Genomic DNA, 19,032 nt, shown 5'->3' with positions numbered 1-19,032 from the left:
TTTAAAGTTAGTAAATACAATTTCATAATACCAATGTGTAATTTATCATTGCTATTGATCATGTGTAATAATCTTGACAATTGAATTTATTTGCATATCTTTTTAACATCATCTCAAGGAGGTAGCCATATTATGGCAAAAATTATCACACCAGGTCCATCTGGTTACGTACCTACACCTGCAGTTTTCGAAGGTGTTCAAATAACTCCTCCAGGTAAAGCTCTATTATACGGTGAATGGGTAGACGAAGAAACGGCTATGAGAGAAGCAGCCTTGGCAATGCTCACAAGAAAAAATCCCACTATATTCCCTGGGCCATTGGTATTATGGGGATACAACGCTTCTGCCATAGAAAAAGCTCAAGCAGTATTAGAACTTGCCAAAGAAATACCAAATTGCCGTATAATACCAATGCCAGATTATAGACCAAAATACCCTAAGATAGACCCAGAAGCCGAGATAAATCCAAACCACCCAAATCTTACCATACTTCACAATAGAATAGAGGCTTGCATCTTTGTAGGAGTCCATTGTCATTATGCCAACCTATCCTTAAGAATGATAAGAGCTGGCACAAACTGTTTTACAATAGCCCTTTGTGCAGAGATGGGTCATGAAGATGCAATGGTATCTATTAGAGATGTACATGCTGAAAAAATATTAGAATTTAGAGATATGGTTATAAAAGTAAGAGAGGAGCTTGGTATAAAGTGGGAGCCAAAGCTACCACCAGAAAATCCATCTTTACCAAAAGAGAATTTTGAAACATTAAGCATAGCAGATTACGGAGATTATGCTTACTTATTACACCCAAGGAAGGGTGAAACCGTAGAAGAAACTGAATAATTTTTGGAGGTTTTTATGCCAGAACAAAAAGTTGTCGAAGCAGATTATCTTCTCTTGGAAGCTCCAAGGGAGAAGAAATTTATAACTGGCTCACAAGCCATGGCTGAAGCTGTCAAAAGAGCCAACGTAGATATAGCCATAGCTTATCCAATAACCCCACAATCAGAAACCATGCACTTGGTGGGTGATTTATGGGCTCAAGGTTATCTAAAAGATTACTACAGAGCCGAGGAAGAATACGGAGCCATGTCAGCTATAGCAGGTGCGGTAAGGGGCGGAGCTAGAGCTTTCACAGCAACATCTGGACCAGGTCTTTTAAGGGGTATAGAGGCGATAGCCTCATGGCCAGGACACAGAATACCAGCGGTCCTAGGTGTGCTCACAAGGGTTGTAAACGCTCCTCTTTCTATACAACCAGACAATGTAGAAATATCATATCTTCTGAACTGTGGAATGGTGGTATTACACGCTGAAAACCAGCAAGATGTTTTTGACTTCACGCTCGCATCTTTTGTTATATCAGAGATGGTAGACGTATATCTACCAATAGCCGTATGTACAGAAGGCTTCTTTGTAACCCATGCTAAAGGCTATGTAAATATGACACCAGAAGATATGAAGCTTCCGCCAAGAGATCCATACAAAGCCCCAGTCCCTCCAACAGATTGTGAAATACCACCCGCAAGAATACAAAGAGATGCTCCCGTTCAAAAATCTAACTTTATGAGCTACCTAATACACCAAGTATGGCAACAAGAAGTATGGTCTTCCAACATGAGAGCCATGAAATACATATACAAATATCTAAACGGTCCTATAGAAGTTATAAACCCAGAGGCTGAAGTATTTGTAGCAGCTTCAGGGTGCGCAGCAGCTCAAGCTAGAGAGGCTGTAAGATACGCTCAAATGGAAGGCTTAAACGTTGGGCTTTTAAAAATAAAATCTATAGTCCCATTCCCATCCAAAGAAGTAAGGGAAACTTTGAAAAATGCAAAAGCTGTCATAGTACCAGAGCACAACATAGTAGGATGGTTATCTAAAGAGATAAAAGCAAATATCCAAGATAGCGACAAAGTCATAGGAAGACCTAGAGTTTATGGAGGTATGACGCTTCCAGTAGAACTTATAATGGATGAAATATATGCCGCTCTTGGCATCAAAAAGGACAAGACGGTGCTTGTTTAATATTATGTTAAAAAACCTAAGGAGGTAAATTATGGGTTTAGAATACGTTAAAATATCACCTGGATTTGAAAGATATATGCCAAAGGACTATGTAGACCTTGTTAAATATGGTCAGTTTGGCAAACAAATTGATGTGCAACAGATAGATCAAATAAAAGAGTTGGTGGAAGAGCATCCAATGTGCGCAGGATGCTATATGGCCTACTTTGTGAGAATATTCTATGCAGCTTTACCAAAACCAGAAGACACTATAGTGCTTGGTACTGCTGGGTGTGCTAGATTGGCGCTTTCACAAGCGGCCGTACCCTTTATCTATGGAAACTACGGAGATACAAATGCTGTTGCATCCGGATTAAAACGCGCTCTTAAAATAAGATTCCCGGACAAGATAAAGGACGTTGTGGTTATAGCCGGTGATGGTGGTCTAATGGATATAGGTTTTGGCATGACTATGCACTCTTGGTTTAGAAGAGAAAACTTTACCACTATAATGGTTGATAACGAAGTTTACGGCAACACCGGTGGTCAAGAGAGCGGCATGTCACCTAAAGGAGTACAACTCAAAATGGCTCCAAAAGGTAAAAAATTTGATAAAATAAACGCAGTTGAATTAGCAAAAACCGCAGGCTGTGTTTATGTAGCAAAACTAGCACCTACAAATCCTAAGAGAATAGCCAAAACCATCAAAAGGGCAATACTAGCAGCTAGGGAAATAGGGCCTACTTTTATACACGTTTATACCTCATGCAACATAGAATACTCGATACCCACCGAAAGAGTGCTAGCAGATGCAAAAGAAAGAGAAAAGAGGGATTTTGGCTTTTACGAATGGATGACAGATGAAGCCAAAGAGTATATAGAAGAACAAGAAAAGAAAATGGCAGAGGTTAAAGCTTAAGGAGGATATATATGAAAAGGTACAACATGCGTATAGCTGGTGTTGGTGGTCAAGGGGTTGTGACCTCTGCTCACATTCTAGGTAACGCTATGTCGGCTGCCGGCAAATATGCTTCTTTAGTGCCGTTTTTTGGTTCTGAGAAACGTATGGCACCGGTGGAGGCTTACGTTAGAGCTTCCGATCAACCCATATACGAAGTAGGTGAAGTGGTTTACCCAAACGTAATAATGATTTACCATCCGCAAGTTATAACACACGGTAAGTCTTATACGATGCCCTTTTACTCTGGCCTAAAACCAGATGGACTTGTTATTATAAACACAGATGTAGATATAATACCAGAAGAAGACCGCGCCATATTGGAAAAGCTCAATACAAAAGTAATAAACTTTCCAGCCACAAAAATAGCCCTTGATATAGCAGGGACAGAACTTGCCACAAATATGGCTATGATTGGTTTATTCTTTGGAATAACGAGACTTGTAGACTTTGAATATATAGAACAAGCTGTAAAAGAAAGATTCTTGGGTAATACGTTTGTAGCTTCTGGTGGTACAGCTTCTTTGGACAGCGCCATAGAAAAGAAGTTCAAGAAAAAGGTAGAGCTCTTGGAAAAGAACATGCAAGTTATAAAAGAAGCTTTTAGAATGGCTGAAGAGAATGGATGGGTATTGGAAGAAATCACTGTTTAAGGAGGCATAAATGTACTACGTAGCTGATGTTAAAGAGTCTGAGTGCGCTAAATACAACTGTAAACAATGCGTACTATTTTGCCCAGAACCAAATACGCTTATGTATAACTCCGAAAAACACGTAGCATGGGTGAATTATAGCAGGTGTAAAGGATGCGCCATATGTGTTTATGTGTGCTCAGACCTTCTCAAGAGAAATTGCATAGAAATGGTAATGATGACAACGGGGGATTGATGTATGGATAAAAAAAGGATAGAAAACATAATATTTAAAGTATCAGAGATGCTTTCTGATCCATCTCTTGATATGGAAGTATGCGAGGAGGGAGCAAATCCCCCTTGTGTAAAAGTAACATATACCACCGAAAATGGATCAAAACACCAAAAAACGATAGACATAATGGAAGAGCTTTCAGATAAGTCAGACGATGAAATAGCAAAGTTTATAGTTTTTCAAACAGAGCAGTTCATGGAAGAAATCGATTCAGTAGAGTATAGCGGAGAATAAAATAATATATATAAAGGCTGTCCAACAAGGACAGCCGCAATGTCAAAATCTTTTATCTTTATACCACTTGATTTTTATCAAAAAATAACTATTATTTTCAATAAGGAGGTTTTTAAAATGGTAGAGGTTTACGTTAGCGGTATGGGAATAGATCCTATATCTCAAATGCCTATAGTGGTTTTGAAATCTAAAGAGGACGATAATCTAGCTTTACCCATATGGATAGGAGTTTTTGAAGCCAACAACATCGTAATGAATATGCAAGGTATGGATTCTCCAAGACCTATGACTTACGATCTTATAAAAAATATCTTGACAAGCACAGGATATATGGTAAAGATGGTAACAATAGATTCAGTGGAAAACAACACATACATAGCCACAATTCACTTGCAAAACTCAAAACTTCCTACGGAAGAACTAGCCATAGACTCAAGGCCAAGCGATGCTATAAACATAGCTCTTAGATTTGATGCACCAATCTATGTGAATAGAGATCTGTTTAGCAACAGTGCCGATATAGAAATTCAAGATGACTTAAACGTAACAGAGGAGGATTTAAGAAGCTGGATTGAAAATATAAAACCAGAGGATTTTGAAAAAAATATATAAATGGATACAATATACGTTCTAGATGGTTCTGCATTTTTATATAGAAGTTATTATGCTTTACCTTCTTTGAAAACAGAAGACGGCGTAGAAACTGGTGCTTTTTATGGATTTATAAGAGCCATATTTTCTATATTAAAAACTAAGAAACCAGAGTATTTTGCCATAGCTTTTGATTTACCTGCCCCGACAGTTAGAGATAAGATATACAAAGAGTATAAGGCCACTAGAAAAGAAACCCCAAACGAGCTTGTTTCGCAAATACCCCTTATAAAACGAGCGATAAATTTGCTTGGTATAAGACTTTTAGAAAAAGAAGGTTTGGAAGCAGACGATATAATAGCCTACATTGCTCATAAATCAAAAGAATGGAATAAAAATCTTACGATTTACACACCAGATAAAGATTTAATGCAGCTTGTAGAAGATAAAAAAATAATTGTAATAAACCCTATCACCAACAAGGTGTTTGACGAACAAGCGGTAATAGAAAAATTTGGCGTACCACCTTCAAGATTGGCAGATTATCTTGCTCTTATCGGAGATAGCGTAGACAATATAAAAGGTATAAAAGGTGTTGGTCCTAAAAAAGCTGTTGAGCTTTTAGAAAAATACGGTTCTATAGAAAACATATTAAATAACTGGGACGAAATACAAAAAACTTTTAAAGAAGCCTCAAAAGAGGATTTAGAGTTAGCTTACAAGCTTATTAAACTAAACACAGAAGAGATATTAAATATGATAGATATACATTTAGAAGACTTAAAGATATCTTACAATATAGACCTAAAAAAAGTAGAAGAGTTTTTTCTGGCTTTTAATATGAAAAGCTTAATAAAGGATTTAAATACAATATTTAAAGAAAAATCTTCAGGGAAGAGAACTCAAAAAACGCTTTTCTAAATTAAAACTGCTTATAATCATTGTAATAAAAGCTAAAAAACCTATTCTTTATAGGCGAAACCTAAGGAGGTAAAACATGCTCAAAACCAAATTAAAAGGAAACGATGTATCACTTTCAGGTGATATAAAAGTAGGAGATAAAGCTCCTGAAGTAGAAGTTGTGCTAACAGATCTATCCACCAAAAAGATAGGTGGAGCTAAAGACAAAGTACAGCTAATAATAGCTGTTCCATCTTTGGACACGCCAGTATGCGCTACGGAAACCCGTAAGTTTAACGAAGCTGTTGGCTCAATGCAAGACGTAGATACTACGGTTGTATCTATGGATTTACCTTTTGCATCAAAAAGATATTGCTCCACTGAAGGAGTGGAAAACATAGCTGTAGCTTCAGATTTTAGAAACAAAGATTTTGGCAAAGCTTACGGCATACTTATAACGGAAGGTCCATTGCAAGGGCTTTTGGCTAGAGCTATTTTCATAGTGGGTAAAGATGGCACTATAAAATATTTTCAACTAGTACCAGAGATCACATCAGAACCAGATTACAACGATGTACTCAAAGCTTTGGAGAGTCTAAAATAACAACATTTTTTTGTGATTTTGACGGCACTATAACGCTCCAAGATACTGTAGACGCGCTCTTGGAGCGCTTCGCATCTAAAGAATGGTTAGAAGCTGAGAAGCTCTGGAAAGAAGGTAAGATAAGCTCTAAAGAGTGTCTTGATATACAGATGTCCCTAGTAAACATAACAAACGATCAACTGGAAGATTTTCTATCCAACGTACATATAGATAAAAGCTTTATAAAATTTTTGGATTATGTAAAGTCAAATTTTAACGCCAAAGTATACATCTTAAGTGATGGTTTTAGGCTTTTCATAAGAAAAATATTAAAAGATCATTTAGAAAAAATTGATGGAATATATGCCAACAACCTTTATTTTATAAACAAAAAATTTAAAACGCTTTACAGATATTCGCAAAAAGATTGCCAGCTTGGGGTTTGCAAATGCCATCTTGTGCAAAAGCTAAAAGACGATAAGGCCATATATATAGGCGATGGTATGTCTGATTTTTGTGCCTCCAAAAACGCTGATTTTGTATTTGCCAAAGGTAAACTCTTAAACTTTCTAAAAGCTCAAAACGTTAGTCATTTCACTAGCTTTTCATATTTTGAAGATATAATAAATCAATTACCTTTTGTATTGGAGAATTTGCATGAAGAAAGAGGAAATACTATCGATAGAACAAGAAGTTTGCTCTTGGGGTGATACGGTACATTATCTAAACCCTCCAAAAATTTTCAAAGCTTCAGAAGGATCTTACCTTTACGATGAAGAAAACAAACCATATTTAGATTTACAAATGTGGTACAGCGCTTGTAATTTCGGATACAAAAACGAGCGCATAAACAACGCTATAAAAGATCAGATGGACAAAATGGGACAACTGGCCTCTCAATTTCTTTTTGAGGAAAAAGTAGTCTTATCAAAGAAAATAGTGGATGCTAATTTAAAAAGATTTAATCTAAAAGGAAGAGTGCATTTCAACGTAGGTGGTTCTCAGGCCATAGAAGATAGTTTAAAGCTTGTAAGAAATTACAAAAAGAAAAATTTAAACTTCGCTTTTATGGGAGGATATCACGGCAGAACACTAGGTGCAACCGCTATTACATCTAGCTATAGGTATAGAGAAAGGTTTGGGCATTTTGGCGACAGAGCGCTTTTTATCCCATTTCCTTATTGTTTCAGATGTCCTTACGGCAAAAACTTAGACAGTTGTGATTATTATTGTGTAAAAGAGTTTGAAAAGCTTTTCGAATCAGAATATTACTCTATATACAATCCAAAAACCAACGAATGTGAATATGCAGCCTTTTATATAGAGCCCATTCAAGGTACCGGCGGTTATGTAAAAGCTCCACCAGAATATTTTAAAAGGTTGAAAAAAATCTTAGATCAAGCCAACATACTTTTGGTAGATGATGAAATCCAAATGGGATTTTATAGAACTGGTAAACTGTGGAGCATAGAGCATTACGATGTTAAGCCAGATATCGTTGTATTTGGAAAATCTCTTACAAACGGCATGAACCCTCTTTCTGGTCTTTGGGCAAAAGAAGAGCTTATAAACCCTAAAATATGGCCAGCTGGCTCTACTCATTCCACGTTTTCTTCAAACCCTATAGGAGTAAGAGCTGGAGTAGAAGTCATGAATATACTAGAAGAAAAAGATTATGAAAGTATTGTAAAACAAAAAGGCGATAAGTTTTTAGAAGGTCTTAAAAGCCTAAAGAAAAAATATAAAAATATAGGGGACGTAGACGGTATAGGACTTGCTCTTAGAGTTGAAATATGTGAAAGCGATGGTTTTACACCCTCAAAAGCCCTAACGGATAAGATATTGGAAGAGGGACTAAAAGGAGATCTTGATTATAAAGGCAAAAAATATGGGTTAGTGTTGGACGTAGGTGGTTATTATAAAAACGTCTTTACACTTGCACCGTCTTTAGAGATTACCAACGAAGAAATAGATATGGCTATAGAGCTTTTAGACCAACTTTTTAAAAGGGTAATATAATATGGATCTTTCTATAAAAAGCAACAACGAAAGAGCAGTGTTGCTTCTTCACGGACTTACTGGTACACCTTTAGAGCTAAGATGGGTGGCCAGAGATTTTGCCAAGGCAAATTACGATGTATATTTTCCAATACTACCTGGTCATTGTTCTAGCCTTGAAGATCTTAAAAAAACCAAATGGGAGGAGCTTTACGAGTTTGCCAAAAATTTTTATCTTGATTTAAAAGCTAAATACAACCAAGTATTTGTGGCTGGGCTATGCGTAGGCGGTATGCTCTCTCTTATGCTTGGTATGGAGTTTCCTGATATAGACGGTGTTGGCTCTTGGGCACCAGCAATGGATATAGATGGATGGGCAATACCTTGGTATAGATTTTTACTACCACTTGGACTTTATACACCGTTAAAACATATTTACTATTGGAAAGAGAAAGAACCCTTTGGCATAAAAAATGAAGCCATGAGAAGAAAAATCATGCAGATGATGAAAGCTGAAAAAAATGAAGCCATGGCATACGATAAAATACCAGCTCCCACTATAGTAGAACTAAAACGAATGGCTAAATATATTAAAAAGCATGTAAATCTCTTAAAAGCACCGTTTATCTTAATTCATTCAAAAGAAGACGACTTATCTTCTATAAAAGGGGCAAAGTATATATACGAAAAAGCTCCAAGTCAGGTTAAAAAGTTTGTAGAACTTTCAAACAGCTATCACATCGTGACTATGGACAACGAAAAAGACATAGTTTCAGGTGAAACAATAAATTTTTTCAACTTTTTAACAGAAATAAAGCGTCAAAAGTTAGAAGTGTATCAGGTGTAAACAGATATATTAGAACCTTCTTTTTGTAACTCCATTTGAGCTTGCTCTAACATCATTTGAGCCTGGGCAGCTACAGCCCTATCTTGAGCAGATGGGTCTACTGGTGCTAGCGCTGCCTTTATAACTCTTTCCATCTTTTTTATTGTAGCTTGGGGAGTAGGACCTGGTGAAACATCTATACTCACATCACCACCCACAGCGTACTTTTTACCGTTTGGTCCTATTACATACTTATAGTTTATTGGACCAGTTAAATCTCCACCGGCTATCTTGTGAGCCATCTCATGAGCCCTAACATCTCGATCTATGGCTTTTAGTTGGTTTATTTCTTGCTGGGTTTGGATGCTTCTTTGGCTTGTAGGTTTATCGCTTTTAGATAAAATAGGAAAGCTAATAGCCCCTATCATAAAATCTATTATAAATAAAATTTATACTTAATCTACAATTAAAATCATAATATAACAAAGTCTTTACTGTTAAAATATTTTTATGAAGTTATATAAACTCTTAATTATAGCGACTTTTTTTGTTGGTATATCTTACGCCGATGCTGAGCAATGCATAAACTTGCTCCAATCTAAAGATTATCAAAAAGCCATAGACTTGGCAAATAAATCTCTTAGATGGAACAAATACGACTTTAACTACAACATGTGCGCAGCAATGTCTTACATTGCCTTAGGAGAGCCAAAGTATGCTATACCTTATTTGAAAAATGCCACAAAAAACGCAAACACTCGTTATCAAAAAGAAGCGCTTTACAACTACATGGGTGTTAGTTACGACATGATCGGCGACAAATCAAAAGCACTAGACAACTATACAAAAGCTTATAAATTAGCAAAGTCTCTTGGAGATAAGAACGGTATAATAGACAACCTCTCAAATATAGCTCATATATTTTATTCGGAGGGCTATTACGATTCCGCAATAAGGTTTTATAAAAAAGCCTTAAAACAAGGTTCTCAAAGTCCCACCATACTAAACAACATAGCCCTTTGTTATGCAGATTTAAACCACCCTCACAAGGCTCTTCTATATTATGCAAAATCCTCCCAAGCTTTCGATGAAAAAGGAGATAAAGTTCACGGAGGTGCCACTTACCTAAACATGGGCGTTCTGTATCTTAAGCTTTTAGATTTCAAAGATGCAAAAACGTATATACAAAAGGGTTTAAGCTTGGTAAACGGCAACAAATACTGGAAGGCAGTTGGCTATCAATATATGGGTTGGTATTACGATAACAAAAACGAAAAAGATAAGGCGGTCTTTTACTATCAAAAAGCCTTAAAACTTGCAAATCAAGTAGGAGCTAAAGGTTTAGCAAACTCTATACAACAAAATATATCATCAGAAGAGGTAGCTAGTGAGTATTAAAGCAAAACTTCGGATTATTAAAAAGTTTAAGGTGTAGGGTATGTCTAATATTTTAGTGCTTTTGTCTGGCGGAATGGATTCTGCTACGCTTTTATGGGAAGCAAAAACAAAGTTTAAAGATGTTTACGCTATATCCTTTGATTATGGTCAAAAACATATAGTAGAGTTAAAGTACGCAAAAGAACTTGCAAATATGGTAGGTATAAAGGAGCATTTTATTGTAAAAATACCACATTACAAAGAGATTAACTTCCACTCACCACTCTTAAGCGTCTCCAAAAAAGAAATACCAAAAGAAAGCTATCAAGAAGATGTACCTATAACCTATGTACCGATGAGAAATCTTACTTTTCTGGCTATAGCCTCAGGCATAGCAGACGAACTAGGTATAGAGAATATAGGTATAGCGGTGCACGCCGTAGATGCACCTTATCCGGATTGTAGACCAGAATTTATAACCTCTGCTGAAGCTGCCATCAACGCAGGTTCTTCTTTTGTAGTAAAAACTAAAAAAAGAATATACGTTTACGCTCCGTTTTTAGGCTTTTCTAAAAAAGATATAGCTAAGCTTGGCAAAACTCTTGGTGTACCATTTGATAAAACTTATAGCTGTTATGAAGGCACAGAACCTCCTTGCGGAGAATGCGCTACCTGTATTCAAAGAAAAGAAGCATTGGAAGGTATTTTATGATAGATATTTTTTCTTTACCGTTAAAAGCCCCAAAACTTTATGAAGAGTTTATAGACAAGATAAGAGGTTTTTACAAAAGATTAGGCTACACAGAAGTTTTTACACCATACATCCAAGATGAGCCAAATTTAGAGAAATATATAAAACCAGTGGAGATAGATATAACTTACTGCGGTAAAAAAGAAAAAGCGTATCTTCATACATCCCCAGAAAGATCTATGAAAGCCCTTTTGAAAACCTACAAATCAAATATATTCCAAATAGCAAAAGTCTTTAGAGACGAAGAATGCGGTAATTTAAACAGCATAGAGTTTACAATGTTAGAATGCTACAACGTTGAGAATGCAAATGCAATAAACGAGATATCTAAGCTTATTTTTGAGCTTTTCGGAGAAAATATAAAAGATATCTTGACCAAACCAAAGTTAACGCCTTTTGAAAAGGCATTCGAAGAATACCTTGGAGTCATTTTTTCTGAAGATGAAGATATACTTAAAAACAACCTCATATCTTTTGGATATGAGTTTGACGATAGCGATACATGGGAAGAGCTGATAGATAAAATGATGGTGCATATGCAACCTAAACTTGGTAAAAGCCAAATAGAGTTTTTAACAGATTTCCCGTGTAAACTAGGTGTATTGTCTACATGTAAAGATGGTGTATCAAAACGCTTTGAGCTTTTTATAGATGGGGTTGAAATAGCAAACGGTTGGGTAGAAGAAACAAACTATGAAAAAATAAAAGATATCGTAGAAAATGCATCTAATTACAAACCTATAAAAGATAAAGAAAAACTTGTTAAAGATTATCACAACGGCTTTTCTTATGCAGGATATTCAATAGGCATAGAAAGATTATTTTATTTTTATGCTACGAAGATGGGAGTTGTGGGTTAAAATATAGTTATGAAAGCGATAATACTTGCAGCTGGCTTAGGCACTAGATTTAAAAGCGAAAAACACAAAGTACTACATGAAATGCTTGGTAAACCTATCATTTGGTATGTGCTAAACTATATAAAACAATCTAACATAGTAGATATAGCTTTAGTTGTATCCCACAAAAAAGAAACTATATTAGAAGCTTTAAAGCATGAAAACGTATTGTTTTTTGAACAGGCAAATCCAAAAGGTGGCACTGCAGATGCCCTTTTATCGGCAAAAGCTTTTTATGAAGGTATGGACGATTACATATTGGTTACAAACGGCGATGCTCCTTTGGTAAAACCAGATACCATAAAAGGTATGCAAAGATTTTTACACATGGTAGAAGAGTATGAAAAGATAAAAGTGGGAGCTTTGGTATTGTCTTCTTTCTTACCAGACCCAACAGGTTATGGGAGAATAGTAAAAAATGGTAAAGGAGACGTAGTAAAAATAGTAGAAGAAAAAGAAGCCACCTATGAACAAAAACAAATAAACGAAGTAAATGGTGGTGTTTATATGTTTTACGTACCATATCTAAAAGAAGCTGTTAAACACTTAAAACCAAGCGAAAAAACCAACGAGCTTTATATCACAGATATAATAGAAATTATGACAAATCTTGGTTATACGTGCAGGAGCTTCATGGCTTCTGAGATTACAGAAATCTTTGGTGTAAACGACAGATGGGAGCTTAGTTTTGCAGAAAGCGTTATAAAAATGAGAATATTGGAAAACCTTGCAAGATCAGGTGTTACCATACACTCGCCAGAATCTGTTTACATAGAACCTGACGTACAAGTAGAATTAGATGCTGAAATATTTCCAAACGTTGTTTTAAAAGGCAATACCGTTATACACAAAAAAGCAAAGGTTATGAATGGAAGCTACCTTGAAAATGCTACTATAAAAGAAAAAGCCACTGTACTTCCTATGAGCTACATAAAAAACTCAACCGTAGAAGAAGAAGCTATTGTAGGTCCAATGTGCCATATAAGAGACAACTCTGTGGTAGGTAAAGGCTCTCACGTAGGTAGCTTTGTAGAACTAAAAAATGCAAAACTTCAAGAAGACGTGATGGCGAAGCACCTTTCTTATCTTGGAGATGTAAGCATAGGTAAAAAAGCCAACATAGGGGCTGGAACAGTGGTAGCAAACTTTGACGGCAAACAAAAGTATCAATCTTATATAGGACAAAAAGCTTTCATAGGTAGTAATTCCCTTATAATAGCTCCAAGAAACATAGGGGACTTTGCCTTTATAGCTGGTGGTTCTGTAATAACAAAAGATATACCACCAAAAGCTTTAGCTATAGAAAGGGCAGAGTTAAAAATACTAGAAGATAAGTCAAAAGTTAAAGATGAGTAAAGTTATCTTTGAAAAAACTAACATAAAAGACGAAGAAACGATAAAAGATATATTAAAACAACAAGGCTACGATGTTTATACATGGCAAGACTCTAAGGGCACGTACTATCCTTGGCATACTCATGAAGACGAAGAAGTAAGATGGGTGGTCTCTGGAGAAGTAGAAATAGGTGTTGAAGATAAAGTTTTTAAGCTTTTACCTGGAGACAAGGTCATACTTGCTCCCAACACACCTCATTGGGCCAAAACAGATAAAGGTGTAAGATACGTTTGCGGGAGTAAGTAGTGTGCTAACAGCATTTCTCTAAGCTACTGCAAGCCATTGTCTGTTTAAATGATAAACCACTCTAGGATTTTTTAGCAATTTTTATAATGCCTTTGTTTAAATTGTTCATAAGCACTATAGCTTTGTCAACGTCTTCAGAGTTTACATTCTCAGTTCTTATCTTTTTTATTATATCTATTAAAAGCTCAATACCTTTTTGCATCTCTTCCATCTGCCTTTTCAGGTTTAATATAACATCTATACCGGCTATGTTTACCCCCAGGTCTCTCGCCAGCATAAGGATAAACTCCAACTGCTCAAGGTCTTCTTCTGTATAAAGCCTTGTGTTGCCTTCGGTTCGAGAAGGTTTTAAAAGACCTTCTCTTTCGTAAAGTCTAAGAGTTTGAGGGTGAATTTTATACATTTTAGCTACAGTACCTATAGTAAACACCGCTTTGGCTCTTCTTTCAGCGCTCATAGTTCCTCACCACCCTTTCAGGTTTTGGTAAAAGTTTATCAAGCTCTTTCAACATTTTTTCAGCTTTTTTGCCATCACCCATAATCTTTGAAAGCGTATTAAACTTAGGTACATCTATATGAGGTATTACAACAAGGTTACCATAACCACTACCTTTTAATTTTGGCATACCTTTACCAGAAATAACTATTTCATCACCTTCTTTTGTACCAGGTGGTATTTCTACTCTTATATTGTCCCCTTTTAAATCTTTTATATCTATCGTAGTACCCATAACAGCCTCTGGATAAGTTATATTTACATCTATATACAAATCATCGCCTTTTCTTTTGAATATTTCATGGGGCAATACTCTGGTTATCACGTAGAGGTTGCCAGGCCTTCCACCAAATAGTCCCGCATGCCCCTTACCATCTACCACAAGCTTTGTACCATTATCAACACCTGGTGGAATGTTTACAGGGATAACTTCTTTTTTGAAGATATAAGACTGTCCTTTGCACTTTTTACAAGCTTCCCTTATGTAACCACTACCACCACATTGAGGACAGGTGGTAGATATAGAGAAAAACATAGCTCTTTGATTAACGCTCCCAGCACCTTTACAAGTAGGGCACACCTTTTCAGAGTTTTTATCGTATCCATAGCCTCCACATGCATCACAAGGTACACCTTTTTCTACCTCTAAATTTACCTTTTTGCCAGTGTAGGCTTCTTCTAATGTCATTTCTACGGTTTTTACAATGTCTTCTCCATTTATAGGCCTTTGTCTTGAAGAGCTTCTTGACTTTCTACCGCCAGTGAATATATCTTCAGAAAACAAATCTCCAAAACCACCACCAAACACATCTCTTAGCAAATCTTCTAAGTTTCCAAAACCAGCGTTTACTCTCGTCCACGCTTCTTGCCCGCCCTGTTGTCCCATACTAGCAGATAAGCCTTCTTCTCCAAATTGATCGTAAATTTTTCTTTTATTTTCATCAGAGAGTACCTGATAAGCCTGGTTTATCTCCTTAAATTTTTCTTCTGCCCCTGGTTCTTTGTTAAAATCTGGATGATACTTCCTAGCCAGTCTACGATAAGCTTTTTTAATCTCCTCTTGAGTAGCGTTTCTACTTACCCCTAAAATTTCATAGTAATCTTTCTTCATACTTAATATTATAAAATATTAGCTTATTATTGTCAAGTACTTTATATCGTTATTTATAAAAGATTTCAACATATTTTACTAAAAGCTATATCTTATGATAATATTTATATACTTGTTTGGCTTTTAAGATTATAATATATACTATGAGAAAGCTATTTTACATAGAAGGTATGACATGTATGCACTGCGTTAATACTGTAAACAAAGCAATCGGGGCTTTAGAAGGGGTTAAAAGCTTCGATACAAAGCTAGACAAAAAATACTCAGAGGTAGAGTACGACGAGACAAAACTCTCAGAAGCCGATATAAAATCCGCCATTGAAGAATGGGGGTACAAAGTAGTAGATATAAAGTAATATGGTAGAAATAGTAAGCAACTTTTCCGATATAAAAAAGCGATTTGAAGAATTGTCTTCTTCTATAGACGAAGAAAAGATAAGAAAAGAAATAGAAAAGTATGACCAAATGATGTCAGAACCAGATTTTTGGTCCGATCAAGAAAAAGCCAAAAGCATAAGTCAAAAAAGAAAAGCTCTTCAAGACAAATTAAATACTTACACATCTCTTAAAAGCCGTATAAAAGATTTAGATGAAATGGTAAGCGAACTGAAAGAAGAAGACTTAGATACAACGCTACTGATAAGCGAAGAGTTAGAAGCTGTAGAAAAAGATTTAAAGAAATTTGAGCTTGAAACTTACCTTTCTGATGAGATGGATATAAACAACGCCTATCTCACAATACAGGCTGGGGCAGGTGGAACGGAAGCTTGCGATTGGGCTAGTATGCTTCTTAGAATGTACACAAGGTGGGCAGAAAAACATGGCTATGAAGTACAGCTTACAGACATAAATCCAGACGATGTAGCCGGTATAAAAAGCGCCACCCTTTATATAAAAGGACCTTATGCTTACGGTTATTTAAAATCTGAAAACGGTGTTCATAGGCTTGTAAGGATATCGCCTTTTGATGCCAACGCCAGAAGACATACATCTTTTGCTTCTGTGCTTGTGGTACCAGAGGTTAACGAAGATGTAAATATAGAAATAAAAGAAGAGGACCTGAGGATAGATACTTATAGAGCCTCTGGAGCTGGTGGTCAGTATGTAAACAAAACGGATACAGCCGTTAGAATAACTCATATACCAACTGGTATAGTAGTAGCCTGTCAGCAAGAGCGCTCTCAAATACAAAATAGAAGAAAAGCTATGGAAATGCTTAAAGCAAGACTTTATCAGTTAGAACTTCAAAAGATAGAAGAAAAGAAAAAAAGCTTAGAAGGACCAAAAACAGATATAGGATGGGGCTATAAAATAAGATCATACATATTCCAACCATCCCAACTGGTAAAAGACTTAAGAACCGGTGAAGAATCCGGTAATATAGAGGCTGTAATGGATGGCGAAATAGACAACTTTATAGAAGCTTACCTAAGAAAGAAGGCTCTAAACCAACTTTCTTTTGACAATCAAGAAGATGACCAATAAATTAAATATAGAGCTTTTATTTAAAAAGAAAAAAAATAAACAAAAAATCACAATGGTCTCTCTAAATAACTACATATCAGCTAAAATTTGCGAAGAAGCTGGCATTGATACCATTTTAGTGGGGGATTCTCTTGGCATGGTATTTAAAGGAGAACCAAACACCCTTGGAGTATCTTTAGAAGAAATGATATATCACGCAAAAGCGGTAAGAAGGGGGGCTCCAAATACATTTGTGATAGTGGATATGCCTTTTATGAGCTATCAAAGCTCTATAGATGAAGCTGTTAAAAACTGCGGCAACGTTATAAAACAAACAAAAGCTGATGCTGTAAAAATTGAAGGTGGGAGCTATTTTGCGCCTCTTATCGAGAAACTTACAAAGATAGGCATCCCAGTATGCGCTCACATAGGCTTTACACCTCAATGGATAAACACTATAGGAAAGTTTAGATTTATGGGTAAAACCGAAGAGGAAAAAAACATCATAAAAGAGGACTTTAACAGTGTAGCTGAAGCTGGAGCTTTTATGGTGGTGCTTGAAAGCATACCAGATTCTCTGGCAAAAGAACTTCATTCTGAAAGCGTTATAACAATAGGGATAGGTGCCGGAGCCAGTACCGATGGACAGGTGCTTGTGTTTGAGGATATCGTTGGTCTTGTGGATTTTATGAAACCAAAGTTTGTAAAAAGATATACAAACGGTTATCAAATATTTTTAGAAGCTATAAAAAGCTATAAAAAAGAAGTTGAAGAAAATATATTTCCATCAGAAGAACATATTTACTGAATATTTCATGAGATAACCCATTGATAATGATATTAAGATTTAATATATTTAGCAGAAATTTTAGTGAGAGGTTTTGAAAATGATTGACAAAGAAAAGATCATACAAGGTATAAAGCTTTTCTTAGAAGGTATAGGAGAAGATATCACAAGAGAAGGCATAAAAGAAACCCCAGAAAGAGTCGCTAGGATGTGGGAGGAGTTTGAAAAAGAGAGATCCTTTGATTTTAAGCTTTTTGAAGAGTACAGCAACTATTCTGAAATGATTATCGTAAAAGATATACCTTTTTATAGTATGTGCGAGCATCATCTTTTACCATTTTTTGGAAAAGCTCATATAGCCTATATACCAAACAAAAAGATATGTGGGCTATCTAAACTTGTAAGAACTGTAAGGGCTATGGCTTTAAAACCACAAGTCCAAGAAAGACTTACAGAGGAAATAGCCGATATAGTCCAAAAAGAATTAGAACCAATGGGAGCTGGTGTCGTAATAGAGGCAGAGCATCTTTGTATGTCTATGAGAGGAGTAAGATCACCAGGACATTGCACCGTCACTTCCTCTTTAAGGGGAAGCTTTTTAAGCGATATTAGAACAAAGGAGGAGTTTTTCAAACTTATAAGACAATGAGGTTAAATAGATTTTTATCTTTGGCTGGAGTATGCTCTAGAAGAAAAGCAGATGAGTATATAGAAAAAGGCTACGTTAAGGTAAACAACAAGATAGTAAAAGAACTTGGTGTCACTATAAATCCAGATGAAGATATAGTAGAGTTTAGAGGTCGCATAGTAAAAGCTCAAAAACCAGTATATATAATGTTAAACAAACCATGTTGCTACCTTACATCTTTGGGAGAAAAAGAAGAAAAGCCCACCATAAGAGAACTAATAAAAGATGTGGGTGTTAGGGTATATCCAGCTGGAAGATTAGATTACAACGTAGAAGGGCTTTTGATACTCACCAACGACGGAGAGTTGGCAAACAGAATAATACATCCAAGATACAAGCTACCAAAAGTATATATAGCCACAGTAAAAGGTGAGATAGATGATGAAACATTGGAAAAGATGAAAAGGGGTGTAAAACTAGAGGATGGGTTTGTAAAACCAGATAGTTTGAAGCTTTTAAAAAGGTTTAAAAATGGTGCAAACATAGAGATAACTTTCCACGAAGGTAAAAATCATCTTGTAAAAAGGTTTTTCTTAGCTTTTAAAAAACCAGTAAAACATCTTATAAGAACAGCGATAGGTCCTATTTCTCTTGGTAATCTGCCAAAAGGTAAATGGAGACATTTAAAACCAAATGAAGTAAAACTTCTATTTGAAGCCCTACATTATAAAGCTTAAAGTTTCAAGTGGCGGATGGGGCGGGATTCGAACCCGCGGAAGGGCTCATCACCCTTCACACCGTTTCCAGCGGTGCGCCTTCGACCACTCGGCCACCCATCCTAAGAGCTTTA

Annotated in this window: 25 protein-coding genes and 1 tRNA gene; 22 read left to right on the top strand and 4 right to left on the bottom strand. The window is 36.0% G+C overall.

Annotated features, from left to right (window positions below):
* Positions 1 to 132: 132 nt before the first annotated feature.
* The 12 genes from HYD3684_RS00240 (at position 133) to HYD3684_RS00185 (ending at position 9,048) form a co-directional block, all read left to right on the top strand.
* Positions 133 to 846 (top strand): carbon monoxide dehydrogenase beta subunit family protein, encoded by a 714-nt coding sequence (locus HYD3684_RS00240; RefSeq protein WP_015418697.1) that lies wholly within the window; start codon positions 133 to 135, stop codon positions 844 to 846.
* A gap of 15 nt (positions 847 to 861) precedes the next feature.
* Positions 862 to 2,031, top strand: coding sequence for a pyruvate flavodoxin/ferredoxin oxidoreductase (locus tag HYD3684_RS00235; protein ID WP_015418696.1), 1,170 nt, complete (start codon positions 862 to 864; stop codon positions 2,029 to 2,031).
* A 31-nt stretch (positions 2,032 to 2,062) separates the two neighbouring features.
* Positions 2,063 to 2,929, top strand: a complete 867-nt coding sequence (locus HYD3684_RS00230; RefSeq protein ID WP_015418695.1) for a thiamine pyrophosphate-dependent enzyme — start codon at positions 2,063 to 2,065, stop codon at positions 2,927 to 2,929.
* A gap of 11 nt (positions 2,930 to 2,940) precedes the next feature.
* Entirely contained in the window at positions 2,941 to 3,621 is a 681-nt protein-coding gene (locus HYD3684_RS00225) for a 2-oxoacid:acceptor oxidoreductase family protein (protein ID WP_015418694.1), read from the top strand.
* Positions 3,622 to 3,631: 10 nt separating this feature from the next.
* Positions 3,632 to 3,856 (top strand): hypothetical protein, encoded by a 225-nt coding sequence (locus HYD3684_RS08420; RefSeq protein ID WP_015418693.1) that lies wholly within the window; start codon positions 3,632 to 3,634, stop codon positions 3,854 to 3,856.
* Positions 3,857 to 3,859: 3 nt separating this feature from the next.
* Positions 3,860 to 4,129 carry a hypothetical protein gene (locus tag HYD3684_RS00215; RefSeq protein ID WP_015418692.1) on the top strand — a complete coding sequence of 90 codons (270 nt, stop codon included), beginning with the start codon at positions 3,860 to 3,862 and terminating at the stop codon, positions 4,127 to 4,129.
* Positions 4,130 to 4,246: 117 nt separating this feature from the next.
* Entirely contained in the window at positions 4,247 to 4,741 is a 495-nt protein-coding gene (locus tag HYD3684_RS00210; protein ID WP_015418691.1) for a bifunctional nuclease family protein, read from the top strand.
* On the top strand, positions 4,742 to 5,641 hold the full coding sequence (locus HYD3684_RS00205; protein WP_015418690.1) for a 5'-3' exonuclease H3TH domain-containing protein: 900 nt from the start codon (positions 4,742 to 4,744) through the stop codon (positions 5,639 to 5,641).
* A 76-nt stretch (positions 5,642 to 5,717) separates the two neighbouring features.
* Positions 5,718 to 6,224, top strand: coding sequence for a thiol peroxidase (tpx, locus tag HYD3684_RS00200; protein WP_015418689.1), 507 nt, complete (start codon positions 5,718 to 5,720; stop codon positions 6,222 to 6,224).
* Positions 6,173 to 6,913 (top strand): MtnX-like HAD-IB family phosphatase, encoded by a 741-nt coding sequence (locus tag HYD3684_RS00195; protein WP_343122027.1) that lies wholly within the window; start codon positions 6,173 to 6,175, stop codon positions 6,911 to 6,913. Before tpx ends, HYD3684_RS00195 begins: the two co-directional genes overlap by 52 nt.
* Positions 6,861 to 8,222: an aminotransferase class III-fold pyridoxal phosphate-dependent enzyme gene (locus HYD3684_RS00190; protein WP_015418687.1), complete on the top strand. Its 1,362-nt coding sequence runs from the start codon at positions 6,861 to 6,863 to the stop codon at positions 8,220 to 8,222. Before HYD3684_RS00195 ends, HYD3684_RS00190 begins: the two co-directional genes overlap by 53 nt.
* 1 nt (position 8,223) lies before the next feature.
* Entirely contained in the window at positions 8,224 to 9,048 is an 825-nt protein-coding gene (locus HYD3684_RS00185; RefSeq protein ID WP_015418686.1) for an alpha/beta fold hydrolase, read from the top strand.
* Here HYD3684_RS00185 and HYD3684_RS00180 read toward each other — a convergent pair.
* Complete coding sequence (locus tag HYD3684_RS00180; protein WP_015418685.1) at positions 9,039 to 9,455, bottom strand: putative metalloprotease CJM1_0395 family protein; 417 nt, start codon at positions 9,453 to 9,455, stop codon at positions 9,039 to 9,041. The two genes, HYD3684_RS00185 and HYD3684_RS00180, sit on opposite strands and share 10 nt — an antisense overlap.
* Positions 9,456 to 9,537: 82 nt before the next feature.
* Here HYD3684_RS00180 and HYD3684_RS00175 point away from each other — a divergent pair, with 82 nt between their 5' ends.
* Genes HYD3684_RS00175 through HYD3684_RS00155 form a run of 5 tightly spaced genes read left to right on the top strand, consistent with a single transcriptional unit; the run spans position 9,538 to position 13,696 of the window.
* Entirely contained in the window at positions 9,538 to 10,425 is an 888-nt protein-coding gene (locus HYD3684_RS00175) for a tetratricopeptide repeat protein (protein ID WP_015418684.1), read from the top strand.
* A gap of 40 nt (positions 10,426 to 10,465) precedes the next feature.
* Positions 10,466 to 11,116 (top strand): 7-cyano-7-deazaguanine synthase QueC, encoded by a 651-nt coding sequence (gene queC / locus HYD3684_RS00170; RefSeq protein ID WP_015418683.1) that lies wholly within the window; start codon positions 10,466 to 10,468, stop codon positions 11,114 to 11,116.
* A complete protein-coding gene (locus HYD3684_RS00165; protein WP_015418682.1) occupies positions 11,113 to 12,015 on the top strand; it encodes an amino acid--tRNA ligase-related protein in 903 nt (300 codons plus the stop codon). The genes queC and HYD3684_RS00165 overlap by 4 nt, the downstream gene beginning before the upstream one ends.
* Positions 12,016 to 12,024: 9 nt before the next feature.
* Positions 12,025 to 13,410, top strand: coding sequence for a bifunctional UDP-N-acetylglucosamine diphosphorylase/glucosamine-1-phosphate N-acetyltransferase GlmU (glmU, locus tag HYD3684_RS00160; protein WP_015418681.1), 1,386 nt, complete (start codon positions 12,025 to 12,027; stop codon positions 13,408 to 13,410).
* Entirely contained in the window at positions 13,403 to 13,696 is a 294-nt protein-coding gene (locus HYD3684_RS00155) for a cupin domain-containing protein (RefSeq protein WP_015418680.1), read from the top strand. The genes glmU and HYD3684_RS00155 overlap by 8 nt, the downstream gene beginning before the upstream one ends.
* Before the next feature lie 61 nt (positions 13,697 to 13,757).
* On the opposite strand, the gene HYD3684_RS00150 is transcribed toward HYD3684_RS00155, so the two are convergent.
* Together HYD3684_RS00150 and dnaJ are read right to left on the bottom strand one after the other, a co-directional pair.
* Positions 13,758 to 14,153 carry a helix-turn-helix transcriptional regulator gene (locus tag HYD3684_RS00150; protein WP_015418679.1) on the bottom strand — a complete coding sequence of 132 codons (396 nt, stop codon included), beginning with the start codon at positions 14,151 to 14,153 and terminating at the stop codon, positions 13,758 to 13,760.
* The gene (dnaJ, locus tag HYD3684_RS00145) at positions 14,143 to 15,303 is read right to left on the bottom strand and encodes a molecular chaperone DnaJ (RefSeq protein WP_015418678.1); all 1,161 of its coding nucleotides are present in this window, start codon (positions 15,301 to 15,303) and stop codon (positions 14,143 to 14,145) included. Before dnaJ ends, HYD3684_RS00150 begins: the two co-directional genes overlap by 11 nt.
* A gap of 143 nt (positions 15,304 to 15,446) precedes the next feature.
* Here dnaJ and HYD3684_RS00140 point away from each other — a divergent pair, with 143 nt between their 5' ends.
* The 5 genes from HYD3684_RS00140 (at position 15,447) to HYD3684_RS00120 (ending at position 18,919) form a co-directional block, all read left to right on the top strand.
* Positions 15,447 to 15,659, top strand: a complete 213-nt coding sequence (locus HYD3684_RS00140) for a heavy-metal-associated domain-containing protein (protein WP_012513070.1) — start codon at positions 15,447 to 15,449, stop codon at positions 15,657 to 15,659.
* A 1-nt stretch (position 15,660) separates the two neighbouring features.
* Positions 15,661 to 16,788 carry a peptide chain release factor 2 gene (gene prfB / locus HYD3684_RS00135; RefSeq protein WP_015418677.1) on the top strand — a complete coding sequence of 376 codons (1,128 nt, stop codon included), beginning with the start codon at positions 15,661 to 15,663 and terminating at the stop codon, positions 16,786 to 16,788.
* Positions 16,778 to 17,575 (top strand): 3-methyl-2-oxobutanoate hydroxymethyltransferase, encoded by a 798-nt coding sequence (gene panB, locus HYD3684_RS00130; RefSeq protein ID WP_015471329.1) that lies wholly within the window; start codon positions 16,778 to 16,780, stop codon positions 17,573 to 17,575. Before prfB ends, panB begins: the two co-directional genes overlap by 11 nt.
* Before the next feature lie 79 nt (positions 17,576 to 17,654).
* On the top strand, positions 17,655 to 18,203 hold the full coding sequence (folE, locus tag HYD3684_RS00125; protein WP_015418675.1) for a GTP cyclohydrolase I FolE: 549 nt from the start codon (positions 17,655 to 17,657) through the stop codon (positions 18,201 to 18,203).
* Positions 18,200 to 18,919, top strand: a complete 720-nt coding sequence (locus HYD3684_RS00120) for a pseudouridine synthase (RefSeq protein WP_015418674.1) — start codon at positions 18,200 to 18,202, stop codon at positions 18,917 to 18,919. Before folE ends, HYD3684_RS00120 begins: the two co-directional genes overlap by 4 nt.
* A gap of 9 nt (positions 18,920 to 18,928) precedes the next feature.
* On the opposite strand, the gene HYD3684_RS00115 is transcribed toward HYD3684_RS00120, so the two are convergent.
* A tRNA-Ser gene (locus HYD3684_RS00115) sits at positions 18,929 to 19,021 on the bottom strand.
* Positions 19,022 to 19,032: the final 11 nt, after the last annotated feature.

Source organism: Hydrogenobaculum sp. 3684 (genome assembly GCF_000213785.1).
GTDB lineage: Bacteria > Aquificota > Aquificia > Aquificales > Aquificaceae > Hydrogenobaculum.
This window is presented reverse-complemented; position numbering and strand designations above follow the sequence as displayed.

What these genes read in the sequence shown, in the direction of transcription:
- HYD3684_RS00230 (WP_015418695.1), top strand. Translation starts at nt 2,063, where the DNA reads ATGGGTTTAGAATACGTTAAAATATCACCTGGATTTGAAAGATATATG.
- prfB (WP_015418677.1), top strand. Translation starts at nt 15,661, where the DNA reads ATGGTAGAAATAGTAAGCAACTTTTCCGATATAAAAAAGCGATTTGAA.
- HYD3684_RS00210 (WP_015418691.1), top strand. Translation starts at nt 4,247, where the DNA reads ATGGTAGAGGTTTACGTTAGCGGTATGGGAATAGATCCTATATCTCAA.
- HYD3684_RS00240 (WP_015418697.1), top strand. Translation starts at nt 133, where the DNA reads ATGGCAAAAATTATCACACCAGGTCCATCTGGTTACGTACCTACACCT.
- folE (WP_015418675.1), top strand. Translation starts at nt 17,655, where the DNA reads ATGATTGACAAAGAAAAGATCATACAAGGTATAAAGCTTTTCTTAGAA.
- HYD3684_RS00180 (WP_015418685.1), bottom strand. Translation starts at nt 9,455, where the DNA reads ATGATAGGGGCTATTAGCTTTCCTATTTTATCTAAAAGCGATAAACCT.
- panB (WP_015471329.1), top strand. Translation starts at nt 16,778, where the DNA reads ATGACCAATAAATTAAATATAGAGCTTTTATTTAAAAAGAAAAAAAAT.
- HYD3684_RS00205 (WP_015418690.1), top strand. Translation starts at nt 4,742, where the DNA reads ATGGATACAATATACGTTCTAGATGGTTCTGCATTTTTATATAGAAGT.
- HYD3684_RS00150 (WP_015418679.1), bottom strand. Translation starts at nt 14,153, where the DNA reads ATGAGCGCTGAAAGAAGAGCCAAAGCGGTGTTTACTATAGGTACTGTA.
- HYD3684_RS00140 (WP_012513070.1), top strand. Translation starts at nt 15,447, where the DNA reads ATGAGAAAGCTATTTTACATAGAAGGTATGACATGTATGCACTGCGTT.
- tpx (WP_015418689.1), top strand. Translation starts at nt 5,718, where the DNA reads ATGCTCAAAACCAAATTAAAAGGAAACGATGTATCACTTTCAGGTGAT.
- HYD3684_RS00120 (WP_015418674.1), top strand. Translation starts at nt 18,200, where the DNA reads ATGAGGTTAAATAGATTTTTATCTTTGGCTGGAGTATGCTCTAGAAGA.
- HYD3684_RS00175 (WP_015418684.1), top strand. Translation starts at nt 9,538, where the DNA reads ATGAAGTTATATAAACTCTTAATTATAGCGACTTTTTTTGTTGGTATA.
- HYD3684_RS00215 (WP_015418692.1), top strand. Translation starts at nt 3,860, where the DNA reads ATGGATAAAAAAAGGATAGAAAACATAATATTTAAAGTATCAGAGATG.
- HYD3684_RS00190 (WP_015418687.1), top strand. Translation starts at nt 6,861, where the DNA reads ATGAAGAAAGAGGAAATACTATCGATAGAACAAGAAGTTTGCTCTTGG.
- HYD3684_RS00235 (WP_015418696.1), top strand. Translation starts at nt 862, where the DNA reads ATGCCAGAACAAAAAGTTGTCGAAGCAGATTATCTTCTCTTGGAAGCT.
- HYD3684_RS08420 (WP_015418693.1), top strand. Translation starts at nt 3,632, where the DNA reads ATGTACTACGTAGCTGATGTTAAAGAGTCTGAGTGCGCTAAATACAAC.
- queC (WP_015418683.1), top strand. Translation starts at nt 10,466, where the DNA reads ATGTCTAATATTTTAGTGCTTTTGTCTGGCGGAATGGATTCTGCTACG.
- HYD3684_RS00225 (WP_015418694.1), top strand. Translation starts at nt 2,941, where the DNA reads ATGAAAAGGTACAACATGCGTATAGCTGGTGTTGGTGGTCAAGGGGTT.
- dnaJ (WP_015418678.1), bottom strand. Translation starts at nt 15,303, where the DNA reads ATGAAGAAAGATTACTATGAAATTTTAGGGGTAAGTAGAAACGCTACT.
- HYD3684_RS00165 (WP_015418682.1), top strand. Translation starts at nt 11,113, where the DNA reads ATGATAGATATTTTTTCTTTACCGTTAAAAGCCCCAAAACTTTATGAA.
- HYD3684_RS00155 (WP_015418680.1), top strand. Translation starts at nt 13,403, where the DNA reads ATGAGTAAAGTTATCTTTGAAAAAACTAACATAAAAGACGAAGAAACG.
- HYD3684_RS00185 (WP_015418686.1), top strand. Translation starts at nt 8,224, where the DNA reads ATGGATCTTTCTATAAAAAGCAACAACGAAAGAGCAGTGTTGCTTCTT.
- glmU (WP_015418681.1), top strand. Translation starts at nt 12,025, where the DNA reads ATGAAAGCGATAATACTTGCAGCTGGCTTAGGCACTAGATTTAAAAGC.